This is a genomic window from Clostridium celatum DSM 1785 (assembly GCF_000320405.1).
In the GTDB taxonomy this organism is placed as follows: Bacteria; Bacillota; Clostridia; order Clostridiales; family Clostridiaceae; genus Clostridium; species Clostridium celatum.
Window position 1 is genome coordinate 20,285 of the sequence record NZ_KB291613.1, and the last position, 24,318, is coordinate 44,602.

A 24,318-nucleotide genomic window follows, 5' to 3' on the forward strand; every position below is an offset into this window, starting at 1 on the left:
GACTATTTTATCTTCTTATAAAAAAAGAATCTGTAACATATGTTACAAACTCTTTTTTAATTAAATAATTCTTCTTCTAAACTTTCAATATCAATTACACTTATACTTCTTCTACTAAAATTAATATATCCATTATCTCTTAAATAAATTAATTCTCTTGATAAGGATGGTCTTGGAATTCCTAAACTAGCCGCAATTTCTTCCTTAGTGTTTTTTAAAATTATGTTTTTATTTTTTTGCTCTCTAACTTCATCTAGTATAAAATTAATTACTCTCTGCCTTATACTTTTAAAAGATATACTTTTAATTTTAGAATTTAGTATAAAAACTTTATCGCTTAATAAAGATATAAAATTTTCTAATATTTTTTCTTCCGTAGAACATAATTTTAATACATCTTCCTTATCGATAAAAAATATACTACTTTCACTTAAAGACATAACCGTAGCTGGATATGTTTTTGCTTTTGAAAATACTAAAGCTTCTCCAAAAACATCACCTGTACTTAATCTTTTTAATACAATATATTTTCCATTTGAATATAACCTCTGTATCTCTACACTACCATCTAATACTAACGATAATGTTGTACATACATCATCTTCATTAGCTATTATTTCATTTTTACTATATCTTTTTATTGAATATTTTATTTTATTAATAACATTTTCTATTTTTTCAGCACTAAGGCCTTTAAAAAGTTCATTTTTTTGTAATTGATTAATTATAATTTCCATATTCTAAGCCCTTTTTATTAATTAATATTAAAACACTTTAACATTAATATTTAGTATTACCTAAAATTCTCTATGTACTATACTTTTTATAAATATAAAGTATTAACTAATTGGTAAAATAATAATAAATTCACTTCCCTTATTCTTTTCACTTATTACACTTATTTCACCATTATGAAGATTAATTAAGTTTTTAGTTAAAGTTAATCCTAAGCCACTTCCTCCAAGTTCTTCTGATACTTCATTATAAACTTGTCCAAATCTATCAAAAATACCCTCACAATATTTTTCCTCTATTCCTATACCTGTATCCTTAACACTTATTTTAATACTATTTTCTAACTCAACAATACTAACTGTTATATTTCCCCCCGGCTCAGTAAACTTTATTGCATTTCCAATCAAATTAATAATGCATCTTTCTATATCTAATTTATCGCAACTTATAATTTTCTCTTCTATCTCTGGATCAATTACAAGTTCTAGCCCTTTTACTTCTGCAAGATTAACCATAGATAAAGTTACATCTTCAACCAACTCAACTATATCAACATCTTCCTTATCTAATCTATATGCACCTGAATCAATTTTTGATGTGTCTATTATATTATTTATTAAATTTAAGAGCCTCTTTGAATTTCCCTTTAAAGTCTCCATATAATCTTCCATCTTTTCATAGGTTATATTCTTTCTAGATTTATTTAAGGAACTTATTAATTGCTGAACAGATAAAATCACATTTAGTGGTGTTCTAAGTTCATGTGATAAATTAACAAAATAATTATTTTTATATTTTTCTGCTTCTATGAGCTTTTGATATAACTTTTTGTTTTCTTCTAATTTTTCTTCTAATTCTTGAGTTCTTTGGATAACTAATGCATCTAATATTTTAACTTGATTATATACAATATATATTATTAATAAAATTATAGTTATATATATTGTGTATGCTAACGGAGTTTTCCACGGATAATTTTTAACTTTAATATTTATTTCTGATATATCTGACCAAGCGCCATTATAATTTCTTCCTACTATTAACATTTTATATTTTCCAGATGAAAGACTTGCATATCTTGCATAATTTTCATTACCTGCAAATGTCCATTCCGAATCCATGCCCTCAAGCTTATATGCATATTGCATTTGATTTATATTTTTATACTCTGGAATAAAAAACTTCACATATAGTTCTCTTGAATCATAGTTCAATACTATATTATCTTTTTCTTTTATTTCTACTCCACCACTAGTTTTAATTGTATCTATTATTACATTGCTAGCAGCAACCTTATTTTCCATATTTTCTGGATTAAATTTAGTTAATCCATTTACTCCGCCAAAATATATATCTCCATCTTTACCCATATGATAAGAAAATCCATTAAATTCATTTGTAGCAAGTCCATCTTCCTCATAATATCTTATAAATTTATCATCATCTTGATCATACATAGAAACACCATAGTTAGTACTACACCATATATTATCATCACTATCTACAATTACACCATAAATATAGTCATTAGATAGTCCATCAGTATATGTGTATGATTTAAACTTTCCAGTATTCACATCTAATTTGTTTAATCCATTTTGAGTCCCTAACCATATATTTCCCTTACTATCTTCAGAAATAGCTCTTACCGTATTTGAACTTATAGCATTAACATCCTCTTCATCTGCTAAGTAATTTATCATTTCACCTGTTTCAGGATTATATTTAACTAACCCTCCATCATTACCAAGAGCAAACCACATTATTCCCTTAGAATCTTCATGAATATCTGAAAACGTCTTTTGATATATGTTATTTTCTTCAAATAGACTATTATATGATGTAAATGTTCCTTTTCTATCAAAAGTACATAACCCACCTCTAGTACCGATCCAAAGTATACCATTTTTATCAATAAATAATGTTCTAATTTCATTATTTACTATACTATTTTCATCGCTAGATGTTTTATATACAGTAAATTTATCTGTATTTTTATCATATTTGTTTAATCCATTATCGGTAGCTATCCAAATTTCATTATCTATTCCAATAATATCTTTAATTCTATTACTACTTAATGAATTTTTATTATTTGTATCATTATAATACCTTGTAATAATATCATTTTTTTCATCTATTCTATTTATTCCAGAATTAAATGTTCCAACCCATATATGACCCTCATTATCTTCATATATTCCACAAACACTACTATTACTTATAGAATTTTCATTAAAAGGATTATTTCTATAGATTGTAAATTTATTATTATTGGAAAATCTACTTATTCCATTAAATGTTCCTACCCAAATTGTACCTAGTCTATCTTCAAATAAACTAACAATATTATCATCTGTAATGCTATATTTATTTGTATCACTTTTATATGTATAAAACTTTTCACTTTCTTCATTGAAGTATGCTAGTCCTTGATCAGTGGCTAACCAAAGTTTACCCTCACTATCCTTTAATATGTATCTAATCAAATTACTCGGTATTGAATTTTTATCATTTGAATCATGTTCATACTTTTTAATACTATAGTCCTCTAAGTTAATTACATTTAATCCACTATTTTTAGTTCCTAACCACACTTTATTCCCACTACTATATACACTAAAAATATTATTTTCACTAATAGAATTTTCATCTTTTTCATCATAAAAAAAGCTCTTTACCTCATCTGCATTTTCATCATACATAAACAAGCCTTCTCTAGTTGAAATCCATATACGATTCCTATAATCTTCAGTAATTCCTTGAACTCCTCTATCTTTTATATAAGGCTCCAAAACTTTATCAAATTTATCATTTTCGCTATCATATAAATTAATACCTTCAATTGTCCCTACCCAAAGTCTACCTTTATGGTCTATAAGTAATTCATCTACAACATTATTAGAGCTTGCCTTATCTTCATCAGAGTTTAAGTATCTAGTTATTTCACCTGTGATTAAATTTATTTTATTTAATCCATCATCTGTACCAACCCATAAATTTTTATAGTTATCTTCAACTATGGAACTAATACTGTTATTACTAATACTATTCTTATCATTTTTTATATTTTTATATACCTTAAATTCATTTCCATTATATCTATTTAATCCATCATTAGTTCCAATCCACATATATCCAAAACTATCCTGATATATATATTCTGCTAATGATTGAGATAATCCATCTTCTATATTTATATTTTGAAAATTAATATTGTTGTTTTCCATTGCATATATTCTTTTATAATATATACAACTTACTATTGCTATAACCAGTATAGTTACCCTTATTATTTTTTTCATATTGCTCTCAAATTTCAACCTCATTCTACTCCCCCCCTTAAATAAATAGTTAACTATCTAATTGGCAAAATTATAATAAACTCACTGCCTTTACCCTTTTCACTTATAACACTTATATCTCCATTATGTAAATTAATTAAATTTTTAGTTAAAGTTAATCCTAAGCCACTTCCTCCAAACTCTTCTGATACATCATTATAAGCTTGTCCGAACCTATCAAAAATGCTTTCCCAATATTTTTCTTCTATCCCTACTCCCGTATCCTTAACAATTATTTTTACATGACTTTCTAAAGGAATAATTCTAACGGTTATATTCCCTCCTGGTTTTGTAAATTTTATTGCATTTCCAATTAAATTAATAATACATCTTTCTATCTCTAACTTATCGCAAGTTATTATCATTTCTTCTATTTCAGGATCAATTATAAGTTCTAATTTATTAAGCTCTGCAAGCTCTACCATAGATAAAGCTGCATTCTCTACTAAGCTGACTATATCAACTTCCTCTTTATCAAGCCTATAAGATCCAGAATCAATTTTTGATGTATCTATTATGTTATTTATTAAATTTAAAAGTCTCTTTGAATTTCCTTTTAACGTCTCCACATAAGACTGCAGTTTTTCAGGTTCTATATTTTTTCCTGAACTATTTAAAGATGTTATTAACTGTTGAACAGATAAAATTACATTTAATGGTGTTCTAAGTTCGTGTGATAGATTAATAAAATAATTATTTTTATACTTTTCTGTTTCTATAAGCTTTTGATATAGCTTCTTATTTTTATCTAAGTTTTTCTCCAATTCATTAGTTCTCTGAATAACTAATGAATCTAGTATTTTTACTTGATTCCATATATAAAATACAAGTACAACTATTATTAATATATAAGTAAAATATGCAATTGGCGTTTTCCAGGGAGAATTTTTAACTTTTATATTTATTTCTGTAATTTCTGACCATGTTCCATTATTATTTCTTCCCTTAATTAGCATTTTATATTTACCAGGTTCTAAACTTGCATACCGCACATAATTTTGATTTCCCAAAAACACCCATTCATCCTTTATACCTTCCATTTTATATGCATATTGAATCTCATTTATACTTTTATAATCTTGAATAAAGAATTTTACAAATAACTCTCTTGAATCATATTCCAAAGTTATGTTATCATCTATATCAATTTTCACTCCACCACTTGTATTAATACTATCTATAACTACGTTTGATATAGATGTAGTATTTTCTATTTTTAAAGGATTAAACTTTGTTAGTCCATAAACTCCACCAAAATACATTTCCCCATTTTTATTTTTATAATAAGAAAATCCATTAAATTCATTTGTTGCAAATCCATCAGTAATATAATATCTTTTAAAGTTATTTTGTTTTGAATCATACATTGACATTCCATAATTTGTACTAGCCCAAATATTATTATTATCATCAACTAATACGCCATAAATAAAATCATTTGATAAACCATCACTTGTTATATATACTGTAAATTCTTCTTTTATTTTATCAAACTTATTTAAACCGCTTTGAGTTCCAACCCAAATATATCCATTCTTATCTTCAGCTATACTTCTTATAACATTTGAACTTAATGAATTTTTATTATTCGGTTCCGATTTAAACTTTTTCATTTCGCCTGTTTCTCTATTATACTTTACAAGCCCAGTATTACTCCCTATACCAAACCACATTATACCGTCACTATCTTCAAAAATATCATAAACTACTTTTTCATAAATTTCATTTTCCTCAAAAATGGAATCATATCTTGTAAATGTACCGTTTCTATCAAAAGTACAAATTCCGCCCCTAGTCCCTATCCATAGTAATCCATTTTTATCAATATATAAACTTCTAACACTATTATCACTTAAACTATTTTTATCACTTGAACTCTTATAAACTGTAAATTCCCCTGTGATTTTATCATATTTGTTTAACCCATTATCAGTAGCTATCCAAATTTCATTATCTATACCTGTTATTTCTCTAATATTATCATTACTTATAGAATTATTAAATTCACTATAAGTATGTCTTTTAATAATATTATTTTTTTGATCTATCTCATTTATTCCGGAACCAAAAGTCCCTACCCATATTACTCCATCTCCATCTTCATAAATCCCACACACACTATCATTACTTATTGAATTATCATTTAATAAATCATTTCTATAAGTTTCAAAATTATTATCACTCTTAAATATATTTGCCCCATTATATGTAGCAACCCACATTACTCCTGAATTATCCTCATATAATTCAATTATATGACTATCACTTATACTATACTTACTAATACTTTTTTTATAAGTAGTAAATGTGCCATCCTCATTCATTGCCGCTAATCCATCATTAGTAGCTACCCATAAAATATCATTTCTATCTTTAATAATATCCATTACACAATTAGTTGGAAGTGAATTTGCATTTTCAGGATCATGCATATACCTTTCTATACTATAATCATTAGTATTTAATTTATTTAATCCACCCTCTAAAGTTCCAATCCATAATTCATTATCACTATAATATATATTCCAAATAAAATTATCACTTATAGAATTAATATCATTGCTATCATAAAAGAATTTCGTTACTTCTCCAGTAACTTCATCATACATATTTAATCCATTCTTAGTAGCAATCCATAATCTACCTTTAGAATCTTCTTGGACATCTTGTATTTGTTCATTAGATAATTTTCCTTCTAAAACACGTATAAATTTATCTTCCTCATAATCATACATATTTAATCCCTTATCTGTGCATATCCATACTCTTTCTTTGGAATCTATAACTATTCTATGTATATAATTTGATGAAATACTCCCTGCTGTATCTGAATTTAAATACCTAGTTATCTTTCCTGTATTTAAATCCATCCTATTTAATCCATTATATGTTCCTATCCATAAATTTCCATTTACATCTTCTACTACCTCTGAAATACTATTATTTGAAATACTATTTTCATCATCCTTATTATTTCTATATACTACAAATTCGCTACCATTATATCTATTTAAACCATCTCCAGTTCCAAGCCATATATATCCTCGACTATCTTGATATATTGTTTCTACTAGCGATTGAGATAATCCGTCATCTATAGTTATACTTTGAAAATTAATCCCATTATTTTTCAAAGCATAGGTATCATAACTAAATATAGTTATTAATATAAATATTATTGTTGTATTTATCATTAAAATTTTTTTCATTTTCTACCATATCCCCATTTTTTATACTCATACATTATATCAAATTTTACATAATAATTATATATTTCTACTTTTTTTTGCATAAAACATATTTATATACGATTTATTTTAAGTATTTTTATAACTAATTAAAGATATACTAAAATATAAAGTTGAAATTATTATAAATATTGGAGGATATCAAATGAATAGTAAACATATAGATTTGTTTAATACTTTAATTGAAGCTTACTATAATGGTAACTTTGATGAAACACTTAATAAAATAATCACATGCCATGAAAAATCCCCACAAGAAACTTTTGCTATAATTACTTCTTTATGTGGCGTTAATATTGAATTTGATAACAATTATGTTTATAACTTAAAAAAAGCAATTACTAATTATAATGTTAATAAAAAAATAGTTGAAAAATTAGAATGCTCTTCTGCTAATTGCCAAGCAGATAAACAAAGCATGTACACTTGCCAAAAGGCATGTCCGTTTAATGCAATAAAATTTGATGCTAAAAATAATACAACTTTTATCGATAATGATGCTTGTATAGACTGTGGACTTTGTGTTGATTCTTGTAAAAATGGTCGTATACTAGATAAAGTCGAATTTATTCCTATTATGGATCTCATAAAGAATAACAAAACTGTTATAGCTGCAGTTGCTCCTGCAATTATGGGACAGTTCGGTGATGATGTAACTATGGATCAATTAAGAGCAGCTTTTATAAAGATTGGCTTTACAGATATGATTGAAGTGGCCTTTGCCGCTGATATGCTAACAGTTAAAGAAGCAGTAGAATTTAATAAACATGTAAAATCTCCAAATGATTTAATGATAACTTCTTGTTGTTGCCCAATGTGGGTTGGTATGCTAAAAAAAGTCTATAAAGAACTTCTACCTAACCTATCACCTTCAGTATCCCCAATGATTGCTGCTGGTAGGGTAATTAAAGAAATTAACAAAGATGCTAATGTAGTATTTATTGGTCCTTGTATTGCTAAAAAGGCTGAAGCAAAAGATAAAGATATTGCAGGTGCAATAGATTTTGTATTAACCTTTGAAGAAGTCAATGATATTTTTAAAGCCTTCGGATTCCACCCTAGAGATTTAGAAGGAATCCCTACAATTGAATATACATCTAAAGGCGGAAGATTATATGCTCGTACTGGTGGAGTATCACTTGCTGTTAAAGAAGCTGTAGAAGAACTTTATCCTTCTAATTTAAAGAACTTTAAGGCTGTTCAGGTAGAAGGAGTTAAACAATGTAAGGAAATTCTTAATTTAGCTTTAAAAGGTGAGGCTAACGCTAGTTTTATTGAAGGTATGGGATGCATTGGTGGTTGTGTTGGTGGTCCTAAAATTCTTGTTCCTCCATCTCAAGGAAAAACTGCTGTTGATAACTTTGCTTATGACTCTTCAATAAAAGTAGCTGTTCATAGCAATGTTTTGGATGATATTCTAGAAAAGTTAAATATCACTTCTTTAAAAGACTTTGAAGATCCAAGCAAAATATCTATTTTGGAAAGAGAATTTTAATAAACTTTAACTATTAATTTAAATATAAATTAAGAATTGCAAATATCAAATTTGATATTTGCAATTCTTTTATATGAAATAAATTTAATCAAATGATAGCTTTTATTATTCTATAATCAGTTATTTAAACAATTACTATACTTAAAGCATATATTATATTGATATCCAAAATAAATCCACTACAAAAGATTATGAGGTAAGAAATATGAGATTAAAATCACATGATTATTTTCCTTCTAAACCTAATGCAGAATATATTTACACTAATTCAAATAATACTGCTCTAAAATTTAGTAAGTATGAAGATTTTAATAGTGATTCAAAAATACAATTACGATATAAAAGTAATAAAAGTACTATAATAAACTTATATGAATACGACTCTTTCGGAGTTAAACAACTATTACTCAAAGAAAATTATACTACTAGAGAAAACTTTTTAAATTCAACGTTACCCTCAAATAATTATCTAATTAAGGAACCTATACTAGTAGGTACTACTTGGATATTACCTAATGGTAGTACACGAAGTATAACTTCCACTAATTCAGTAGTAAAAACACCTTATAAAATTTTTAAATCATCATTAGAAATTACAACAATATCTAAAAATAATTATATGAGCATAGATTATTACGTTGAAAATATTGGTTTAGTAAAGACTATATATTATAGTAAATCTTCAGGTGTACTATTTTCTACTTTAGACGATATTATAGAAAATACCCCCTATAGTCAAAATGTAAAATTATATTTTCCCGATAAAAATTTAGACTCAATTTGGTATACTAATAAAACTATTAACTTCTACACTAATGACATTACAATTATAAATTTTGAAAAAGAATTAAAAAATGCTCCTAATGGATTATTGCCAGTTATAAATTCTAATACCATTATTAATGATATTGATTTTGATGAATCTAAAAGTAGCATTAGTATAGATTTTTCTAAAGATATTTTAAAGGATACAAATTCGTTCTATAATACCCTGTCATTACAATCTATTTGTAATACAATTAAAGATTATTATAATTTAAAAGAAATAACTTTAACTATAAATAAAACTATACCACTTTATCCATTTTACAAAAACTCATCTCTCACTACTTTAAATAATATATTAAATAATAATCACCCCCTTCATGAATGGCGTATAAGTCAGTGCAAATTTCCTTTAACTTATATTATAAAAGACAATGACACACTAATTAAAATAGCAAGGGATTTCGATACAAACTTTGACAAGTTAGCAAAGTTAAATGATATAAAAAATCCTAATATAATTAATAAAGGTGATATAATTCAAATTTGCTCTTGTGGTATATATAAAATTAAACCACAAGATACTATAGATGAAATATGTAACAAATTTCATTTAACTTATGATGAAATACTGAAGTTTAATAAAGTTAATAATTTATCTAACTTATTACCTGGGCAAACCTTAAAGCTTTATTAATTTTTTAGTATTTATAAAAACAGCAAAGGACATTAAAAAATTATCCTTTGCTGTTTTCAATTTAATTAAGCTTCTTTGTCTTCAAATTGACTATTATATAAATTTGCATAGAAACCATTTCTAGCTAATAATTCTTCATGCTTTCCTTGTTCTACTATATCTCCATCCTTCATAACAAGAATAAGATCTGCATCTCTAATTGTAGATAATCTATGAGCAATTATAAAACTTGTTCTTCCATGCATTAAGTTATCCATAGCTTTTTGTATTAATACTTCAGTTCTTGTATCAACAGAGCTTGTTGCTTCATCAAGTATTAATATCTTAGGATCGGCAAGTATTGCACGAGCTATAGTTAATAATTGCTTTTGACCTTGTGATACATTACTTGCTTCTTCATTAAGTTCCATATCATATCCATGTGGTAATGTCTTAATAAAGCTATGAACATGAGCAGCTTTAGCCGCAGCTTTAACTTCTTCATCAGTAGCATCTAATCTACCATAACGTAAGTTATCCATAATAGTTCCATTAAATAACCATGTATCTTGAAGAACCATTCCAAACATCTTTCTTAAATCATTTCTTCTAAAGTCTTTAATATTGTGTCCATCTATTAATATAGCTCCATCATTAACATCATAGAATCTCATTAAAAGCTTAACCATAGTTGTCTTACCCGCACCTGTTGGTCCAACTATCGCAACTCTTTGTCCTGACTTAATATGAGCCGTAAAATCATTGATAATAGTCTTTTCTGGATTATATCCAAAATGAACATCCTCAAAATCTACTTTTCCAATTATCTCTTCAGTACTTACTGGATTTTCAACATCTAATTCTTCTTCTTCTTCATCTAAAAATTCGAATACTCTTTCTGCTGCAGCTGCAGTTGATTGAAGAACATTTGCTATTTGAGCTGTTTGACTAATTGGTTGCATAAATGATCTTATATATTGAACAAATGCTAATATATCACCAACTTCAATAACATTTTTAATAGTAAGCCATCCACCAAGTATTGATACTATTACATATCCTAAATTACCAACAAAAGTCATTATAGGCATCATCATACCTGATAAAAATTGTGATTTCCATGCACTATTATAAAGAGTGTCATTAAGTTCAGTAAATTTTTTAACTTCTCTTTCTTCTGCATTAAAAGCTTTCATTACATTATGACCAGAATAAACTTCTTCAACCTGACCATTAACATACCCTAAATATTCTTGTTGAGTTTTAAAGTATTTTTGAGATTTTTTAACAACAAGTGTAATTAATGCAGCTGATATTGGAATTATAACTAATGAAGCTATTGTCATTATCCAATTTATTGAGAACATCATTATAAGTACACCAATAAGTGTAGTTGCTGCTGTTAACATTTGTGATAAACTTTGATTTAAAGTTTGGCTAACAGTATCAACATCGTTTGTAACTCTTGATAACACTTCACCATGTGTTCTAGTATCATAATACTTAAGTGGCATCCTATTAATTTTCTCTGATATTTCTTTTCTCATATTATAAGATACTTTTTGTGCAACACCTGACATTACCCAACCTTGTATTAATGAGAAAACTACACTAACTAAATATAATCCTACTAAGAATAAAATTATTTCACCTATACGAGTAAAATTAATTCCTTCAGCATTGGTAGTTGTAACCTTTTTAACTAGTCCATTAAATATTTCTGTAGTTGCATTTCCTAATATTTTTGGACCTACAATTGAAAATGCAGCAGAACCAATAGCAAATATTATAACAATTATTATTGATAAGCTATAAGGCTTCAAATAATTTGCAAGAGTTTTCATAGTCTTTTTAAAATCTTTAGCCTTTTCGCCGCCTCTTCCCATTCCGCCCATAGGACCTCCACCCATTGGGCCTCTCATTTTATGCTTACTCATTTGAAAGCTCCTCCTTTGAAAGTTGTGATAGAGCTATTTGTTGATAAACTTCACAGTTTTCCATAAGCTCTTTATGAGTTCCTTTACCTACAACCTTACCTTCATCAAGAACTATAATTTGATTTGCATTCATTATAGTACTTATTCTTTGAGCAACAATTAAAAGTGTACTTTCTTTTAATTCAGCATTTATTGCTTTTCTAAGCTTAGCATCTGTTTTAAAGTCTAATGCAGAGAAACTATCATCAAACACAAATATCTCTGGATTTTTAGCCATAGCACGTGCAATTGCTAATCTTTGCTTTTGACCACCAGAAACATTTGTTCCACCTTGTGCAATTTCTGACTTAAATCCTTCTTCCTTGCTGTTTATAAATTCGCTTGCTTGAGCAATTTCAGAAGCTTTTATCATATCTTCATCAGTTATATATTCCCCACCATATTTTAAATTGCTTTCAATTGTTCCTGAGAATAAAAGTCCCTTTTGAGGAATAAACCCTATTTTTTCTCTTAAATCATGTTGAGATACATTTTTTATATTTACACCATCAATTAATATTTCACCTTCTGTTGCATCATAAAAACGAGGAATTAAATTAATTAATGTTGATTTACCGCTACCTGTACTACCTATAAATGCTGTAGTTTCTCCTGGAAGAGCTTTAAAACTTACATTACTAATTACATCTTCATCAGCACCTGGATATCTAAATGAAACATTTTTAAATTCAATAGTTCCTTTTTCATCGTGATTAAACATTTGTAATTTTTCTGCATCTTTAATAGCTACATCAACACTTAAAACTTCAGATACACGTTGAGCAGAAACCATTGCCCTTGGTAATATAACTGAAACCATAGATATCATTAAGAAGGCCATAATTATTTGCATAGTATATTGCATAAATGCCATCATCGTACCAACTTGCATAACACCTTCATCAATTCTGTGAGCTCCAACCCATACAATTAATAATGTTATTGCATTCATAATAAACATCATTAATGGCATCATTGTTGTCATTATTCTATTAACAAAAAGATTTGTTCTTGTTAAATTTTTATTTGCAATTTCGAACTTGTCTTCTTCATACTTTTGAGTGCTAAAAGCACGAATAACAAGCATACCAGTTAAACTTTCTCTTGTAACAAGATTTAATCTATCAACAAGTTTTTGCACACTTTTGAATTTTGGCATAGCAAAACTAAATAATACAATTACTAAAAGTAATATTGATATTACTGCAACTCCAATTACCCATCCCATTGATGCTCCAGTATTAATAACTTTAATAACTCCTCCAACACCTAATATTGGTGCATAGAATACAATCCTTAATCCCATTACAACAAGCATAATAATTTGTTGTATATCATTTGTTGTTCTAGTTATAAGAGATGCTGTTGAAAATTTATCAAATTCTGTGTTTGAAAAACTGACAACCTTATTAAATACATCTTTTCTTAAATTTCTACCTAATGCAGCACCAACTCTAGATGCTATAAAACTTACAACTACTGTGGCAAGCATACTTATTAAAGCTATACCAACCATTTTAACTCCAGCTATAACTACGTAATTAGATTGAAGTCTATTAGTATCTATTCCTATATTTTTATATTGTAGTTTCACATAAGATGTAGCTGACTGAGTTATCATGCTATCTGGCATAGCTTCTAATTTTTCATCTACACCTGATAATATTTGATCTATTTGTTCTTGAGGCATCATTTTTAATACTTCAAAAGGATCCATATTGGATAAATCTACTCCATCTGGTACTTGTACCATTTGTGACATCATATCGCCATTATTAGAAATCCCATTTAATCCTTGTGTTTCTAACATATATACTATAAGCATTGGTTTGCTAAATATATTATTTAATTCTTCTATTTTTTTATCATTTGTACTATCCAACTTATAAATATTTTCATTTTCTAAGCTTGGATATTTCTTTAAGTATTTACTATATTCTTCACTACTTAGCGTATCTTTACTAAGTAATGTATAGTTCTCATCAATAAACTCCTTATCCTTATCACTCATAAAGATAAATAATTTATCAAGCTCAGAAGCTTGAATTACTTTAGGAACAGCATTTTCTACTCCCCCTTGTTGAATTCCGACATTAACTATATCAGACATATAATCTGGCAATGATAAATCACATATAGCTTGAACAAACAAAAGCAATATCGCAACTATCATATAACCAATGAAGGGTTTTAGATGTTTTAATAATTTAAGCATACGCTCTCCTCTCCTTATTTAAATATTATTAAATTCTAATTTTATAATAATTATATTTTTATAACTATTATCTGTCAATAAAGATTTGTAATATTTTTATAATTATTATGTTTTTATAACTGTTATGTTTTTATAATTATAATGTTGTAAAGTTTTTTTTTTTGAATTATAATGATGTTAAATATAAGTGTAAGGAGCTATATTATGAAAGATTTACAATTAAATAATATATCTGATAACTTGTATATATTATTATTATCTCTTAATAGACAAATTTTTAATCCTAATGATTTAACAAAAAAATTTAATGTCCCACATTCTCATATAAAAGTATTATTTTATTTAATTCATAATAGTCCTACCTCTATTTCTAAAATGGCAAAAGATTTATCTATATCAAAGCCAAATATGACTCCAGTCTTAGATAAACTTGTAAATGATGGACTTGTAAATAGATATTATGATCCAAATGATAGAAGAGTCATTAGAATTGAAACGACACCTAAAGCCTGTGAATTCTTAAAATCATGTGAAACACATGTTAAATCTATAGCTACAGAGAAACTTTTAACTTTAAATGAAGAAGATTTAAATGATTTGTCAAATTCATTAGAGACTATAATTTCAATAATACGTAAATTTTAATTAGTGGTGACAACTATTAGGTAACAAGTTATTTAGAAAAATTACAAATTCTTCTTATAAAAAAAATAAAATAGGCTGTGCATTCTAATTGCACAGCCTATTTTATATAAATTCTATAATGTTATATAAATATAAACTTTAATACAAATACTACTCCAACTATTACAGTTGCAAGACTTATTTCTTTCCACTTACCAGCAAATAATTTTATTAGTATATAAGATACAACTCCAAACACTATACCATCTGATATAGAATATGAAAATGGCATCATTATTATTGTTAAAAATGCTGGAATTGCTTCTGTATAATCTGTTAAATCAATTTCTTTTATAGTTTCTATCATAAATAATCCCACTATAACTAATACAGATGCAGTTACTGCCGGAGTTATTATTCCAAATAATGGAGATAAGAATAATGCTAAAAAGAACATTACTGCTGTAGAAACAGAAGTTAATCCTGTTCTTCCACCTTCTGCTACACCTGCTGCACTTTCAACAAATGTACTAACTGTACTTGTTCCAAGGCAAGCTCCTAATGTTGTTCCTATAGCATCAGCAAAAAGTGCTTTTTTAATATTCGGTACCTTTCCATCTTTATCTAACATATTTGCCTTCGTTGCAACCCCAACTAAAGTTCCTATAGTATCAAACATATCCATAAATAATAATGTAAATAATACTATAACCATATCTATTGAAAATATATTATGCCACTCAAATTGCATAAATGTTGATTTAATTGATGGTGGCATACTAACTATTTTTTCTGGTAAATCTATAATTCCCATAGGTATACCGATTATAGCTGTAATTATCATTCCTAAGAATAATGCACCTTTAACATTTCTTGCAACTAATATTCCTGTTATAACTATTCCTATAATAGCTAAAAGTCCTGGACCCTTTATTATTTCTCCTAATGCAACTATAGTTCCCCCATCAGCTGGATGAACTACTACACCTGCTGCTTCTAATCCTAATAATGCTATAAATAATCCTATCCCAACTGAAATTGCTTTTTTTATATTAACAGGAATTGAATCTACTATAGCTTCTCTTACGTTAAATATTGTTAATAATATAAATATTATACCTTCTAATAATACTGCTGTTAAAGCAAACTGATAAGAATAACCCATAGATAAGACTACTGTATATGCAAAAAAAGCATTTAATCCCATCCCTGGCGCTTGTGCAAATGGTAATTTAGCATAAAGTCCCATAATTAATGTAGAAATTACTGCTGATAACGCTGTAGCTGTAAATACAGCCCCAGAATCCATTCCTGCCGCCGAAAGAATTGTTGGATTAACAATCAATATGTATGCCATTGTCATAAATGTAGTAATTCCAGCTACGATTTCTCTCTTAACATTCGTACCATTTTCAGTAAGCTTAAAAAATTTATCCATATACTTCACCTTTTTCTCTTTCGTTTTTTAGATACTTTTATATAATAACAGAAATATTTAAAATTCCAATACCTTTTACGAACTTTTTTTCACTTTTTTAAATTTTCATTCAGATATTAAGATAACATATGTATTTTTTATTTTCCTATTAAATACTTTTAATCTTAAATTTATCATTTTATTTAAAATGCTATTTACTTTTATCATAAAAATAGTATAATACTATTATAATTGAAAATTATTATCATTCGATTTTAGGAGGACAAGTATGAAATCAAAATTATCCAAACTTCTTTTATTAGTATTAACAACTTCCTTGCTATTTATAGGCTGTACCAATACTAATAATTCAACAAATTCTCAATCTGATAATGAATTAAATATAGTTACTTCGTTTTACCCAATGTATATATCAACTTTAAACATAGTTAAAGATATTCCAAATGTTAATGTTACAAATATGACTAAAGCTCAAACTGGTTGTCTCCATGATTATCAACTTACCCCTCAAGATTTAAAGACTTTAGAAACTGCTGATATTCTTGTTATTAATGGTGCAGGAATGGAATCATTTTTAGATAGTATTATTTCACAATATCCTAACTTACAAATCGTCAATGCCAGTGAAGGTCTTGAATTGTTAGAAGAAAGTGACGATGATCATGACCACCATTCAGAAACTGATGAAGAACACGATGATCATGACCACGATCATGAATACAATGCTCATCTTTGGGTTAGTATAGATGGTAACATAGCACAAGTTGAAAATATAGCTTCACAATTATCAAAGATTAATCCTGAAAATGCTTCACAATATTTTGCTAATTCTAATGAATATGTTGCTAAACTTGAAGATTTAAGTACTGAAATGCATACTGAATTAGATAACTTACCAAATAGAAACATAATCACTTTTCATGAAGCATTTCCTTACTTTGCTAAGGAATTTAATTTAAACATAGCTGGCGTTATTGAAATAGAACCAGATTCAGAGCCTTCCGCTAAAGATGTTGAAGAAATTATTCAAATTATAAAGGATAAAAATATAACTTCATTATTTACAGAACCACAATATTCTTCAAAAATAGCAAACACTATTGCTAATGAAACTGGTACTACTGTATATGAATTGGATCCAATAGTAACTGGTGATGCTACTCCAGATGCTTACGACGATTATATTAATAAAATGAAAGAAAATCTTAATGTTTTAAAAGAGGCGTTAAAATAATGATAAAAAAAGCTAATTTTAATAAAAATAATAAGTGGCAACAATTTTTGTTGCACTAAAATTGAAAACTTTTCTGTTACTTTAGGTAATAATGAAATTCTTAAAGATGTAAATCTTCATATTCATTGTGGAGAACTTACATCTATTATCGGTCCAAATGGAGCAGGTAAAAGTACTCTACTTAAAGCTCTACTTGGCGAAGTAAAACATCAAGGAGATTTAACTTTTATAGGCGAAAATAATAATAAATTTAATGAACCTATAATTGGATATGTTCCTCAATATTTAACTTTCGACAAGAATACTCCTATTAGCGTTCTTGATTTATTTGTTTGTTGCAAATCTAAAACACCTTCATGGATTAGACCGAAAAAGAAAATACGTGAAGAGGTTCTAGAAAATTTGAAAAGAGTAAAAATTCCGCATTTAATAGATAGACAACTAGGAGCTTTATCAGGTGGAGAACTCCAAAGAGTTTTATTAGCTTTGGCTCTTGATCCTATGCCCAATATACTTTTATTAGATGAACCTGTATCTGGTGTTGATCAAAATGGATTAGAATTGTTCTATGAAATACTAATGGATATCAAAAAGAATTATGATTTATCAATAATTTTAGTTTCTCATGATTTAGATTTAGTTTATAAGTACTCTGATAGAGTTGCGCTTGTTAATGGTACTATTGTTTGTTCTGGAACTCCACAACAAGTATTCAATAATCCTGAAACCAAAAAAATATTTGGACTATCATTTGGTAATTCAAAAGATGAATCATCTAAAACAGGGGGACTTTAAAAAATGTTTGATATTATTTATAATTTTATAGATTTAATTTTACCATTTCAGTGGCTATCTCATAACTTTATGAAAAATGCTTTATTAGCTATTTTAATAGTTACTCCACTATTTGGTATACTTTCTACAATGGTTGTTAGTAACAAAATGTCCTTCTTTGCTGACTCATTGGGACATGGAGCTTTTACTGGAATAGCTCTTGGAATACTTTTAGGTGGAATTGATCCTATGTGGGGAGCCACTTTATTTTCAATTTGTTTTGCTATAGCTATAACAATTATAAAAAATAAAGGAACTTCATCTACAGATACAATAATAGGAGTATTTTCTTCTAGTGCAATAGCTCTTGGATTAGTGCTTATGAGCTTCTCTAGTAGCCTAAGTAAATTTTCATCATATCTAGTTGGAGACTTACTTAGCATAAGTAAAGGTGAAATTGTGTTATTGTTATTTGTTTTTATTATAGTTATAGTTCTTTGGACTTTAATTTTTAATAAACTTCTTATAACAAGTTTAAATACTTCATTAGCCAATAGTCGTGGTATAAATACATTATTAATAGAAATTATATTTACTTGTACTTTAGCCGTTATTGTTACTTTAACAGTTAGATGGGTTGGACTATTAATTATTAACTCTCTTTTAGTTCTTCCAGCAGCTGCGGCACGTAATATATCTAAAAACGTAAGACAATATCATTTATTTTCTGTTTTAATTGCTGTCTTTTCAGGTATAACAGGACTTATTGTTTCTTATTATTTAAATACAGTGACTGGTGCTACTATAGTACTTATTTCATCACTTATATTCTTTATTACTTTAATATTAAGACGTAAATTTGTATAATATTATTATAAACATCTTAGTGGAGGTAATATCACTTTGAGTAATGAAACTAATTTTAATGAAATTCTTAAATCAAATGGCTTAAAAATTACAAAACATAGAACTTCCGTACTTAAAATTATAAGTAGAAGTGATAAACCTATTACAGCTGAAGAAATATATTTAAATTTAAAAGATGACAATATTTCTATTAACTTGTCATCAATTTATAAGATATTAGATTCACTATGTAATAAGAATATTATATCAAAATGTGTATTAGGTGTAGATAATAAAACTTCCTATGAAATGACCTCTTCAGAACATAAACATCATCTAATTTGTAAAAACTGTAAGGGAGTATTTTATATAGGTAATTGTCCAATATGCGAATACGAAAAATCATTACATGAAAATATGGATTTTGATGTTACTGAACACAGACTTGAAATATACGGTTATTGCAAAAATTGCAAAATGAAAAGGCTATAGATATTGCTCTATAGCCTTTTTACTTATAAATAACACAATAACTTTTACACACAAAAAAATATTTTTTAACTTTAAAAAAATTCACATTTCGCATTTTAATATTTATTTCTTAAATCTTAATTAATAACTTCTAATTTATATATAGTTTTATGTTTATACATTTCACCAGCTTTTAATAGTACACTAGGGAAATTATTATGATTTATACTATCTGGGAAATATTGTGTTTCTAAACATAATCCTTGTCTTGCATTATATTTAACTCCACCTTTTCCTATTTCATTTTCATTTAAAAAGTTCCCTGTATAAAATTGAACACCTGGTTTCGTAGTATAAACTTCTAGCTTCCTACCGCTATTATCACTAATAACTTCAGCAGCTATTTTTATTTCTCCTGTATAATCATCTAAAATCCAGTTGTGATCATATCCATTAGCAAATATAAGTTGATCATATTCAGCATTTATATCTTTCCCAACTTCTTTAAATTCAGTAAAATCTAATGGTGTTTTAACTATACTTCTTATTACTCCTGTTGGTATACTTTCTTCATTTGCTTCCGTTATATTTTTAGCATAAATTTTAACTTTATGTTTCAAAATATTACCTGATGCATGTCCATCTAAATTGAAATATGAGTGGTTTGTTAAATTTACAACTGTATCTTTATCAGATTTTGCATAATACTCTACAAGTAATTCGTTATCTTCATTTAATTTATAATTAACAATAACATTTAAATTTCCTGGATAATTCTCTTCTAAATCCTCACTAAAATAAGAAAGTTTTAAATATTGTCCATTATTATCTTCTACTATCTCTGAATCCCATACAACTTTAGAAAAGTTTTTATTCCCTCCATGAAGGTGATTTTTCCCATTATTTATAACCAAATCATATTTTACTCCATCTATCTCCATAGAACCCTTAGCTATTCTATTAGCACATCTTCCTACTAATGCTCCTAAATAAGCTGTTGTAGTTTTATAGTCATCAAAGTTTTCATACCCTAAAACTATATCATCTATCTTTCCATTTTTATCTGGCATTAATATAGATAAAATAATTCCTCCATAATTAGTTACTCTAACAGTAACATTATTATTGTTGCTTAAAGTATATAAATATACTTCTTTTCCTTCTATGTTATCTATATTTCTTTCTCTTAAAATGCCCATTTATACCTCCCCTTCATCTTTTTGTAATTTTTAATCCACCTTTATTATACCAATACTCACCCTAATTGTAAACATTATCACTTGCCTATATTAGATTTTCTCCTTGCAATAATGTATCTAAATTCAACATAATATTGTTAATATTATCTACTATTTCTTCATTGCAAGTGCTCAAACTTTTTAAAAGTCTTTCTATGTCATCATCTATTTTTTCAGGAAGCTTTTCGCATGTCTTTTTTGCAATATTAATAAGTCTTTTTTCTCCTGGATGTGGTAATTCATTAATAGCAAAAATAATATCGAAATAACTATCTAAAAAAGCTGAAACTCTATTGTTTAAATTTACAATATCATTTCTTTTTATAGCTTTTTCTATCTGATTGTAATATGATGAAAGATTTTTCTTCAATATAGGATAATTCATTGATATTATATTTTTCTTTAACTGTAATGGGTATTCTATGGTATATTTTTTTTGAAAACTTTCAAACTCACCATCTTTATCATATATAATCATCGCATTTATAACATTATGCCAAAAACATGTACTATATCCTATAGTTGCTTCATTTTTCTCTAATAAACTTACTAATTTTTCTTTCAACCATTTAAAATCAAAATAAGCTATATCCACTTGTATTGATGAATTTCTCATTATAAATTCATCACTAGTCCCCCAAAAATTATTATCAATTTCCATTATATCTGAAAATTTTTTTATTATACTTTTTCTTTCATTTGCAGGTATTTCTTTTAATGTAATAATATCTATATCTATATCCGAGTAATTATCTTTTCTTCCAGTAGCACCAGACCCTGCTAAAACTATAGCAGTTATATCTTCAAGCTTCTTAAATTCATTTACTATTTGATATACTATCATATTCATTCCCATAACATCAATCCCACCCCTCTATTTATTTATACTTATTATAACTAAATATTATTAATCCACACTTATAGTTTTATCCATATAAATACATCTCACTTATCCATATTCCCAGAATTAATAATATATGCTATAACCTACTTCATTAAAACCTTATTTTAAAATATTTTCATTTTTAATAAAAATAAAGAGTTAAAAGTCATAAATAAACTCTCTAAATGAGACTCTATAAAAAACTTTTAACTCTTCTATCTTTTAAGATTCTATTTTTATTGATTATGCTCTCCATTAGGTTTTTCAGTTTCAACTTCTAAATCGCTATCTGTTTCACTATCTTCTCCAGTATCTACATCATAACCTTCATCAGATCCATCAGTTGGATTACCACCTGAACTTCCATGACTTCCTTCTTCATTATTTATACCATTATTATAATCTGAATCTATTCCTTCATCTTCATTTTCATCCGGACTACCATCTAAATCTAAATTATAATCAATGTCTACGTTATTTAATGGCACTTCAAATTCCTCTATAGATGGAATTATTCCATATATTCTTTCATACTCTAATTGTCTTGCTTCATAATCTGCAACAACAGAGTATAATGAATAATAATCAAACTCATCTTCATTTGGTAATTTATCCTCAAAAATAAAATCATGTAGTACTTGTGCATTTTGTTCTCTATCTATTATGAATACAGAACCAATATTTTTATAATCCATAGTATATGACAAATTAGTTTGTGGTATTTGTAATTGCTCAGTTTCTAATGTTGGAAATTTAAATATAGTGTATGCTAAATTTAACGCTTCCATTGGCGTTATATTAGTACTAATATAATCTAACATCTTATTCATTATTCCAAGATACTTACTCGGTTTAGTTTCTTTAAGCTTTTCTGCTACTTTAAATAAAACTTCTCTTTGCCTTTCCGTTCTTTCATATTCATCTCCAACATTATATCTTATTCTTGCATAAGACAATGCTTGCTTTCCATTCAATACCTGTAAACCAGCTTCTGTCACAGGACAATCATTTCCTCCTGTTGATTCCCCTATGTATTTATTCAATTCTTCAATTTGATAATCCTTTACATCAATCTCAAGACCACCTATTTGATCAATTATGGCTTCAAATCCCCAAAAATTTATTATTGCGAACTTATCTAAATATATATCATAGGTTTCACTTATTGTTTCAATTAATAATTCCTTTCCGCCAATAGCCATTGCAGCATTTAATTTTGCTTCTCCATAACCTGGTATATCTACTAATGTATCTCTAAAAAGAGAAGTTAATTTAATCTTTTTACTATTACTATCAAGCGTTGCAATTATTATAGAATCAGCTCTTGCATCTTCATCTAGTTCTCGTGCATCTGTACCAATTAACAAAATATTAGTTATTCCATCAACTACATCATATTCTACCTCTTTTTCTGTATTGTCTACTTGTGTAGTCTTTACAGGCGGTGTATATTCTGCATAAGTCTTATTTTTTATATAATTATAATAAAATGTACATGTTCCTGATATCATAACAATTAAACTTATTATAATTGATAATATAATTTTCTTTCTAAGTGACATTTTTTTTATCCAATTACCCATATGCTTCACCTTTTGTTTTAAAGTTTTCACCATATCCCCCCTTATCTTTACATTTTCAATCGTAATAATTTTACCATATTTTATATTAAAAAAACACATATTACTATTATTATTAACAATAATTCATATATTTTTCACTTTTCACTATAGTATTACTTTTATTAATTTTTCACATACTAAATTAAATTATAATAAAGGAGGAATATCTTAGTGAAGAAAGTAACTATTCTTATATTTCTTATTTCACTACTATTATTAAATGATTTTATATCTCCATTAGCCTTTTCCGCCTCACAATATTATCCTTGTTCTTGTGGAGATTCTAATGATCCAGCTTGTCAACTCGAACATAAAAGACATAATAAAGATAACAACTTTTGGAATGATGAAAATATAAGCTTATTAAGTAATTCTCAAAAAGAACAACTTTATAAACTTCAAGATAAAATTAGTAACGGAAATACCTTAACTAATGATGAAAAATCAGAAATGCTAAGCCTAAAAGATTATGTAATTAAGATAAAATTAGGGGATGATGACTATATAAAATTTAAAGAACTTTTAGAGAAAAGGCAAAGCGGGATAGAACTTAGTAAAAGTGAAAATAAAAAATTAGAATCCTACTTTAAAAAAATAAGATAATATAAAAAGACTATAAGAGAAACTCTTATAGTCTAAAAAACAAAATTACTTTCTGTTGTTTTGTGCTTTTCTTGCTCTTCTGCATTCAACGCATCTTACTGGTTCGTTATCGAATCCTTTTTCTTTGTAGA

18 protein-coding genes are annotated in these 24,318 nt (G+C 27.0%); 8 read left to right on the forward strand and 10 right to left on the reverse strand.

Annotated elements, in window-relative coordinates; all coding sequences use genetic code 11:
* Positions 1-56: 56 nt before the first annotated feature.
* From HMPREF0216_RS02670 to HMPREF0216_RS02680, 3 genes are all read right to left on the reverse strand, one after another.
* A complete protein-coding gene (locus HMPREF0216_RS02670; RefSeq protein WP_005210842.1) occupies positions 57-737 on the reverse strand; it encodes a Crp/Fnr family transcriptional regulator in 681 nt (226 codons plus the stop codon).
* Between the two features lie 102 nt (positions 738-839).
* Positions 840-4,064, reverse strand: coding sequence for a ligand-binding sensor domain-containing protein (locus HMPREF0216_RS02675; RefSeq protein ID WP_005210844.1), 3,225 nt, complete (start codon positions 4,062-4,064; stop codon positions 840-842).
* Positions 4,065-4,093: 29 nt separating this feature from the next.
* Positions 4,094-7,288 carry a ligand-binding sensor domain-containing protein gene (locus HMPREF0216_RS02680; RefSeq protein WP_005210846.1) on the reverse strand — a complete coding sequence of 1,065 codons (3,195 nt, stop codon included), beginning with the start codon at positions 7,286-7,288 and terminating at the stop codon, positions 4,094-4,096.
* Between the two features lie 184 nt (positions 7,289-7,472).
* Here HMPREF0216_RS02680 and HMPREF0216_RS02685 point away from each other — a divergent pair, with 184 nt between their 5' ends.
* On the forward strand, positions 7,473-8,822 hold the full coding sequence (locus tag HMPREF0216_RS02685) for a [Fe-Fe] hydrogenase large subunit C-terminal domain-containing protein (RefSeq protein ID WP_005210847.1): 1,350 nt from the start codon (positions 7,473-7,475) through the stop codon (positions 8,820-8,822).
* A 205-nt stretch (positions 8,823-9,027) separates the two neighbouring features.
* On the forward strand, positions 9,028-10,284 hold the full coding sequence (locus tag HMPREF0216_RS02690; protein WP_005210849.1) for a LysM peptidoglycan-binding domain-containing protein: 1,257 nt from the start codon (positions 9,028-9,030) through the stop codon (positions 10,282-10,284).
* 65 nt (positions 10,285-10,349) lie between these two features.
* On the opposite strand, the gene HMPREF0216_RS02695 is transcribed toward HMPREF0216_RS02690, so the two are convergent.
* Together HMPREF0216_RS02695 and HMPREF0216_RS02700 are read right to left on the reverse strand one after the other, a co-directional pair.
* The gene (locus HMPREF0216_RS02695) at positions 10,350-12,200 is read right to left on the reverse strand and encodes an ABC transporter ATP-binding protein (RefSeq protein ID WP_005210851.1); all 1,851 of its coding nucleotides are present in this window, start codon (positions 12,198-12,200) and stop codon (positions 10,350-10,352) included.
* Positions 12,193-14,454, reverse strand: a complete 2,262-nt coding sequence (locus HMPREF0216_RS02700; RefSeq protein WP_005210853.1) for an ABC transporter ATP-binding protein — start codon at positions 14,452-14,454, stop codon at positions 12,193-12,195. The genes HMPREF0216_RS02695 and HMPREF0216_RS02700 overlap by 8 nt, the downstream gene beginning before the upstream one ends.
* A 204-nt stretch (positions 14,455-14,658) precedes the next feature.
* Between HMPREF0216_RS02700 and HMPREF0216_RS02705 the strand changes: the two genes are divergently transcribed.
* Entirely contained in the window at positions 14,659-15,099 is a 441-nt protein-coding gene (locus tag HMPREF0216_RS02705) for a MarR family winged helix-turn-helix transcriptional regulator (RefSeq protein ID WP_005210856.1), read from the forward strand.
* Between the two features lie 121 nt (positions 15,100-15,220).
* Here HMPREF0216_RS02705 and HMPREF0216_RS02710 read toward each other — a convergent pair whose 3' ends face one another.
* Positions 15,221-16,516 carry an NCS2 family permease gene (locus tag HMPREF0216_RS02710; RefSeq protein ID WP_005210857.1) on the reverse strand — a complete coding sequence of 432 codons (1,296 nt, stop codon included), beginning with the start codon at positions 16,514-16,516 and terminating at the stop codon, positions 15,221-15,223.
* A gap of 268 nt (positions 16,517-16,784) precedes the next feature.
* Here HMPREF0216_RS02710 and HMPREF0216_RS02715 point away from each other — a divergent pair, with 268 nt between their 5' ends.
* The 4 genes from HMPREF0216_RS02715 to HMPREF0216_RS02730 are packed head-to-tail and all read left to right on the forward strand — an operon-like array spanning position 16,785 to position 19,862.
* Positions 16,785-17,750, forward strand: a complete 966-nt coding sequence (locus HMPREF0216_RS02715) for a metal ABC transporter substrate-binding protein (protein WP_005210860.1) — start codon at positions 16,785-16,787, stop codon at positions 17,748-17,750.
* 15 nt (positions 17,751-17,765) lie between these two features.
* Positions 17,766-18,545 carry a metal ABC transporter ATP-binding protein gene (locus HMPREF0216_RS02720; protein ID WP_040418650.1) on the forward strand — a complete coding sequence of 260 codons (780 nt, stop codon included), beginning with the start codon at positions 17,766-17,768 and terminating at the stop codon, positions 18,543-18,545.
* Positions 18,546-18,548: 3 nt separating this feature from the next.
* On the forward strand, positions 18,549-19,391 hold the full coding sequence (locus HMPREF0216_RS02725) for a metal ABC transporter permease (protein ID WP_005210864.1): 843 nt from the start codon (positions 18,549-18,551) through the stop codon (positions 19,389-19,391).
* Between the two features lie 36 nt (positions 19,392-19,427).
* Entirely contained in the window at positions 19,428-19,862 is a 435-nt protein-coding gene (locus tag HMPREF0216_RS02730; RefSeq protein WP_005210866.1) for a Fur family transcriptional regulator, read from the forward strand.
* A 116-nt stretch (positions 19,863-19,978) separates the two neighbouring features.
* Here HMPREF0216_RS02730 and HMPREF0216_RS02735 read toward each other — a convergent pair whose 3' ends face one another.
* The 3 genes from HMPREF0216_RS02735 to HMPREF0216_RS02745 form a co-directional block, all read right to left on the reverse strand.
* Positions 19,979-21,040, reverse strand: coding sequence for an aldose epimerase family protein (locus HMPREF0216_RS02735; RefSeq protein WP_005210868.1), 1,062 nt, complete (start codon positions 21,038-21,040; stop codon positions 19,979-19,981).
* A gap of 85 nt (positions 21,041-21,125) precedes the next feature.
* Complete coding sequence (locus HMPREF0216_RS02740) at positions 21,126-21,935, reverse strand: DUF4037 domain-containing protein (RefSeq protein WP_005210869.1); 810 nt, start codon at positions 21,933-21,935, stop codon at positions 21,126-21,128.
* A 263-nt stretch (positions 21,936-22,198) separates the two neighbouring features.
* Positions 22,199-23,575: an LCP family protein gene (locus HMPREF0216_RS02745; protein WP_051040654.1), complete on the reverse strand. Its 1,377-nt coding sequence runs from the start codon at positions 23,573-23,575 to the stop codon at positions 22,199-22,201.
* Between the two features lie 180 nt (positions 23,576-23,755).
* On the opposite strand from HMPREF0216_RS02745, the gene HMPREF0216_RS02750 reads away from it, so the two are divergent.
* Positions 23,756-24,187: a hypothetical protein gene (locus HMPREF0216_RS02750; RefSeq protein ID WP_005210871.1), complete on the forward strand. Its 432-nt coding sequence runs from the start codon at positions 23,756-23,758 to the stop codon at positions 24,185-24,187.
* Positions 24,188-24,232: 45 nt separating this feature from the next.
* Here HMPREF0216_RS02750 and HMPREF0216_RS17605 read toward each other — a convergent pair.
* A partial coding sequence (locus HMPREF0216_RS17605) for a zinc-ribbon domain containing protein (RefSeq protein WP_040418652.1) occupies positions 24,233-24,318 on the reverse strand: 86 nt, incomplete at its 5' end.

Coding starts and splice junctions, on each gene's coding strand:
- HMPREF0216_RS02675 (WP_005210844.1), bottom strand. CDS start 4,064: ATGAGGTTGAAATTTGAGAGCAATATGAAAAAAATAATAAGGGTAACT.
- HMPREF0216_RS02710 (WP_005210857.1), bottom strand. CDS start 16,516: ATGGATAAATTTTTTAAGCTTACTGAAAATGGTACGAATGTTAAGAGA.
- HMPREF0216_RS02680 (WP_005210846.1), bottom strand. CDS start 7,288: ATGAAAAAAATTTTAATGATAAATACAACAATAATATTTATATTAATA.
- HMPREF0216_RS02725 (WP_005210864.1), top strand. CDS start 18,549: ATGTTTGATATTATTTATAATTTTATAGATTTAATTTTACCATTTCAG.
- HMPREF0216_RS02695 (WP_005210851.1), bottom strand. CDS start 12,200: ATGAGTAAGCATAAAATGAGAGGCCCAATGGGTGGAGGTCCTATGGGC.
- HMPREF0216_RS02690 (WP_005210849.1), top strand. CDS start 9,028: ATGAGATTAAAATCACATGATTATTTTCCTTCTAAACCTAATGCAGAA.
- HMPREF0216_RS02705 (WP_005210856.1), top strand. CDS start 14,659: ATGAAAGATTTACAATTAAATAATATATCTGATAACTTGTATATATTA.
- HMPREF0216_RS02740 (WP_005210869.1), bottom strand. CDS start 21,935: ATGGGAATGAATATGATAGTATATCAAATAGTAAATGAATTTAAGAAG.
- HMPREF0216_RS02685 (WP_005210847.1), top strand. CDS start 7,473: ATGAATAGTAAACATATAGATTTGTTTAATACTTTAATTGAAGCTTAC.
- HMPREF0216_RS02715 (WP_005210860.1), top strand. CDS start 16,785: ATGAAATCAAAATTATCCAAACTTCTTTTATTAGTATTAACAACTTCC.
- HMPREF0216_RS02735 (WP_005210868.1), bottom strand. CDS start 21,040: ATGGGCATTTTAAGAGAAAGAAATATAGATAACATAGAAGGAAAAGAA.
- HMPREF0216_RS02700 (WP_005210853.1), bottom strand. CDS start 14,454: ATGCTTAAATTATTAAAACATCTAAAACCCTTCATTGGTTATATGATA.
- HMPREF0216_RS02670 (WP_005210842.1), bottom strand. CDS start 737: ATGGAAATTATAATTAATCAATTACAAAAAAATGAACTTTTTAAAGGC.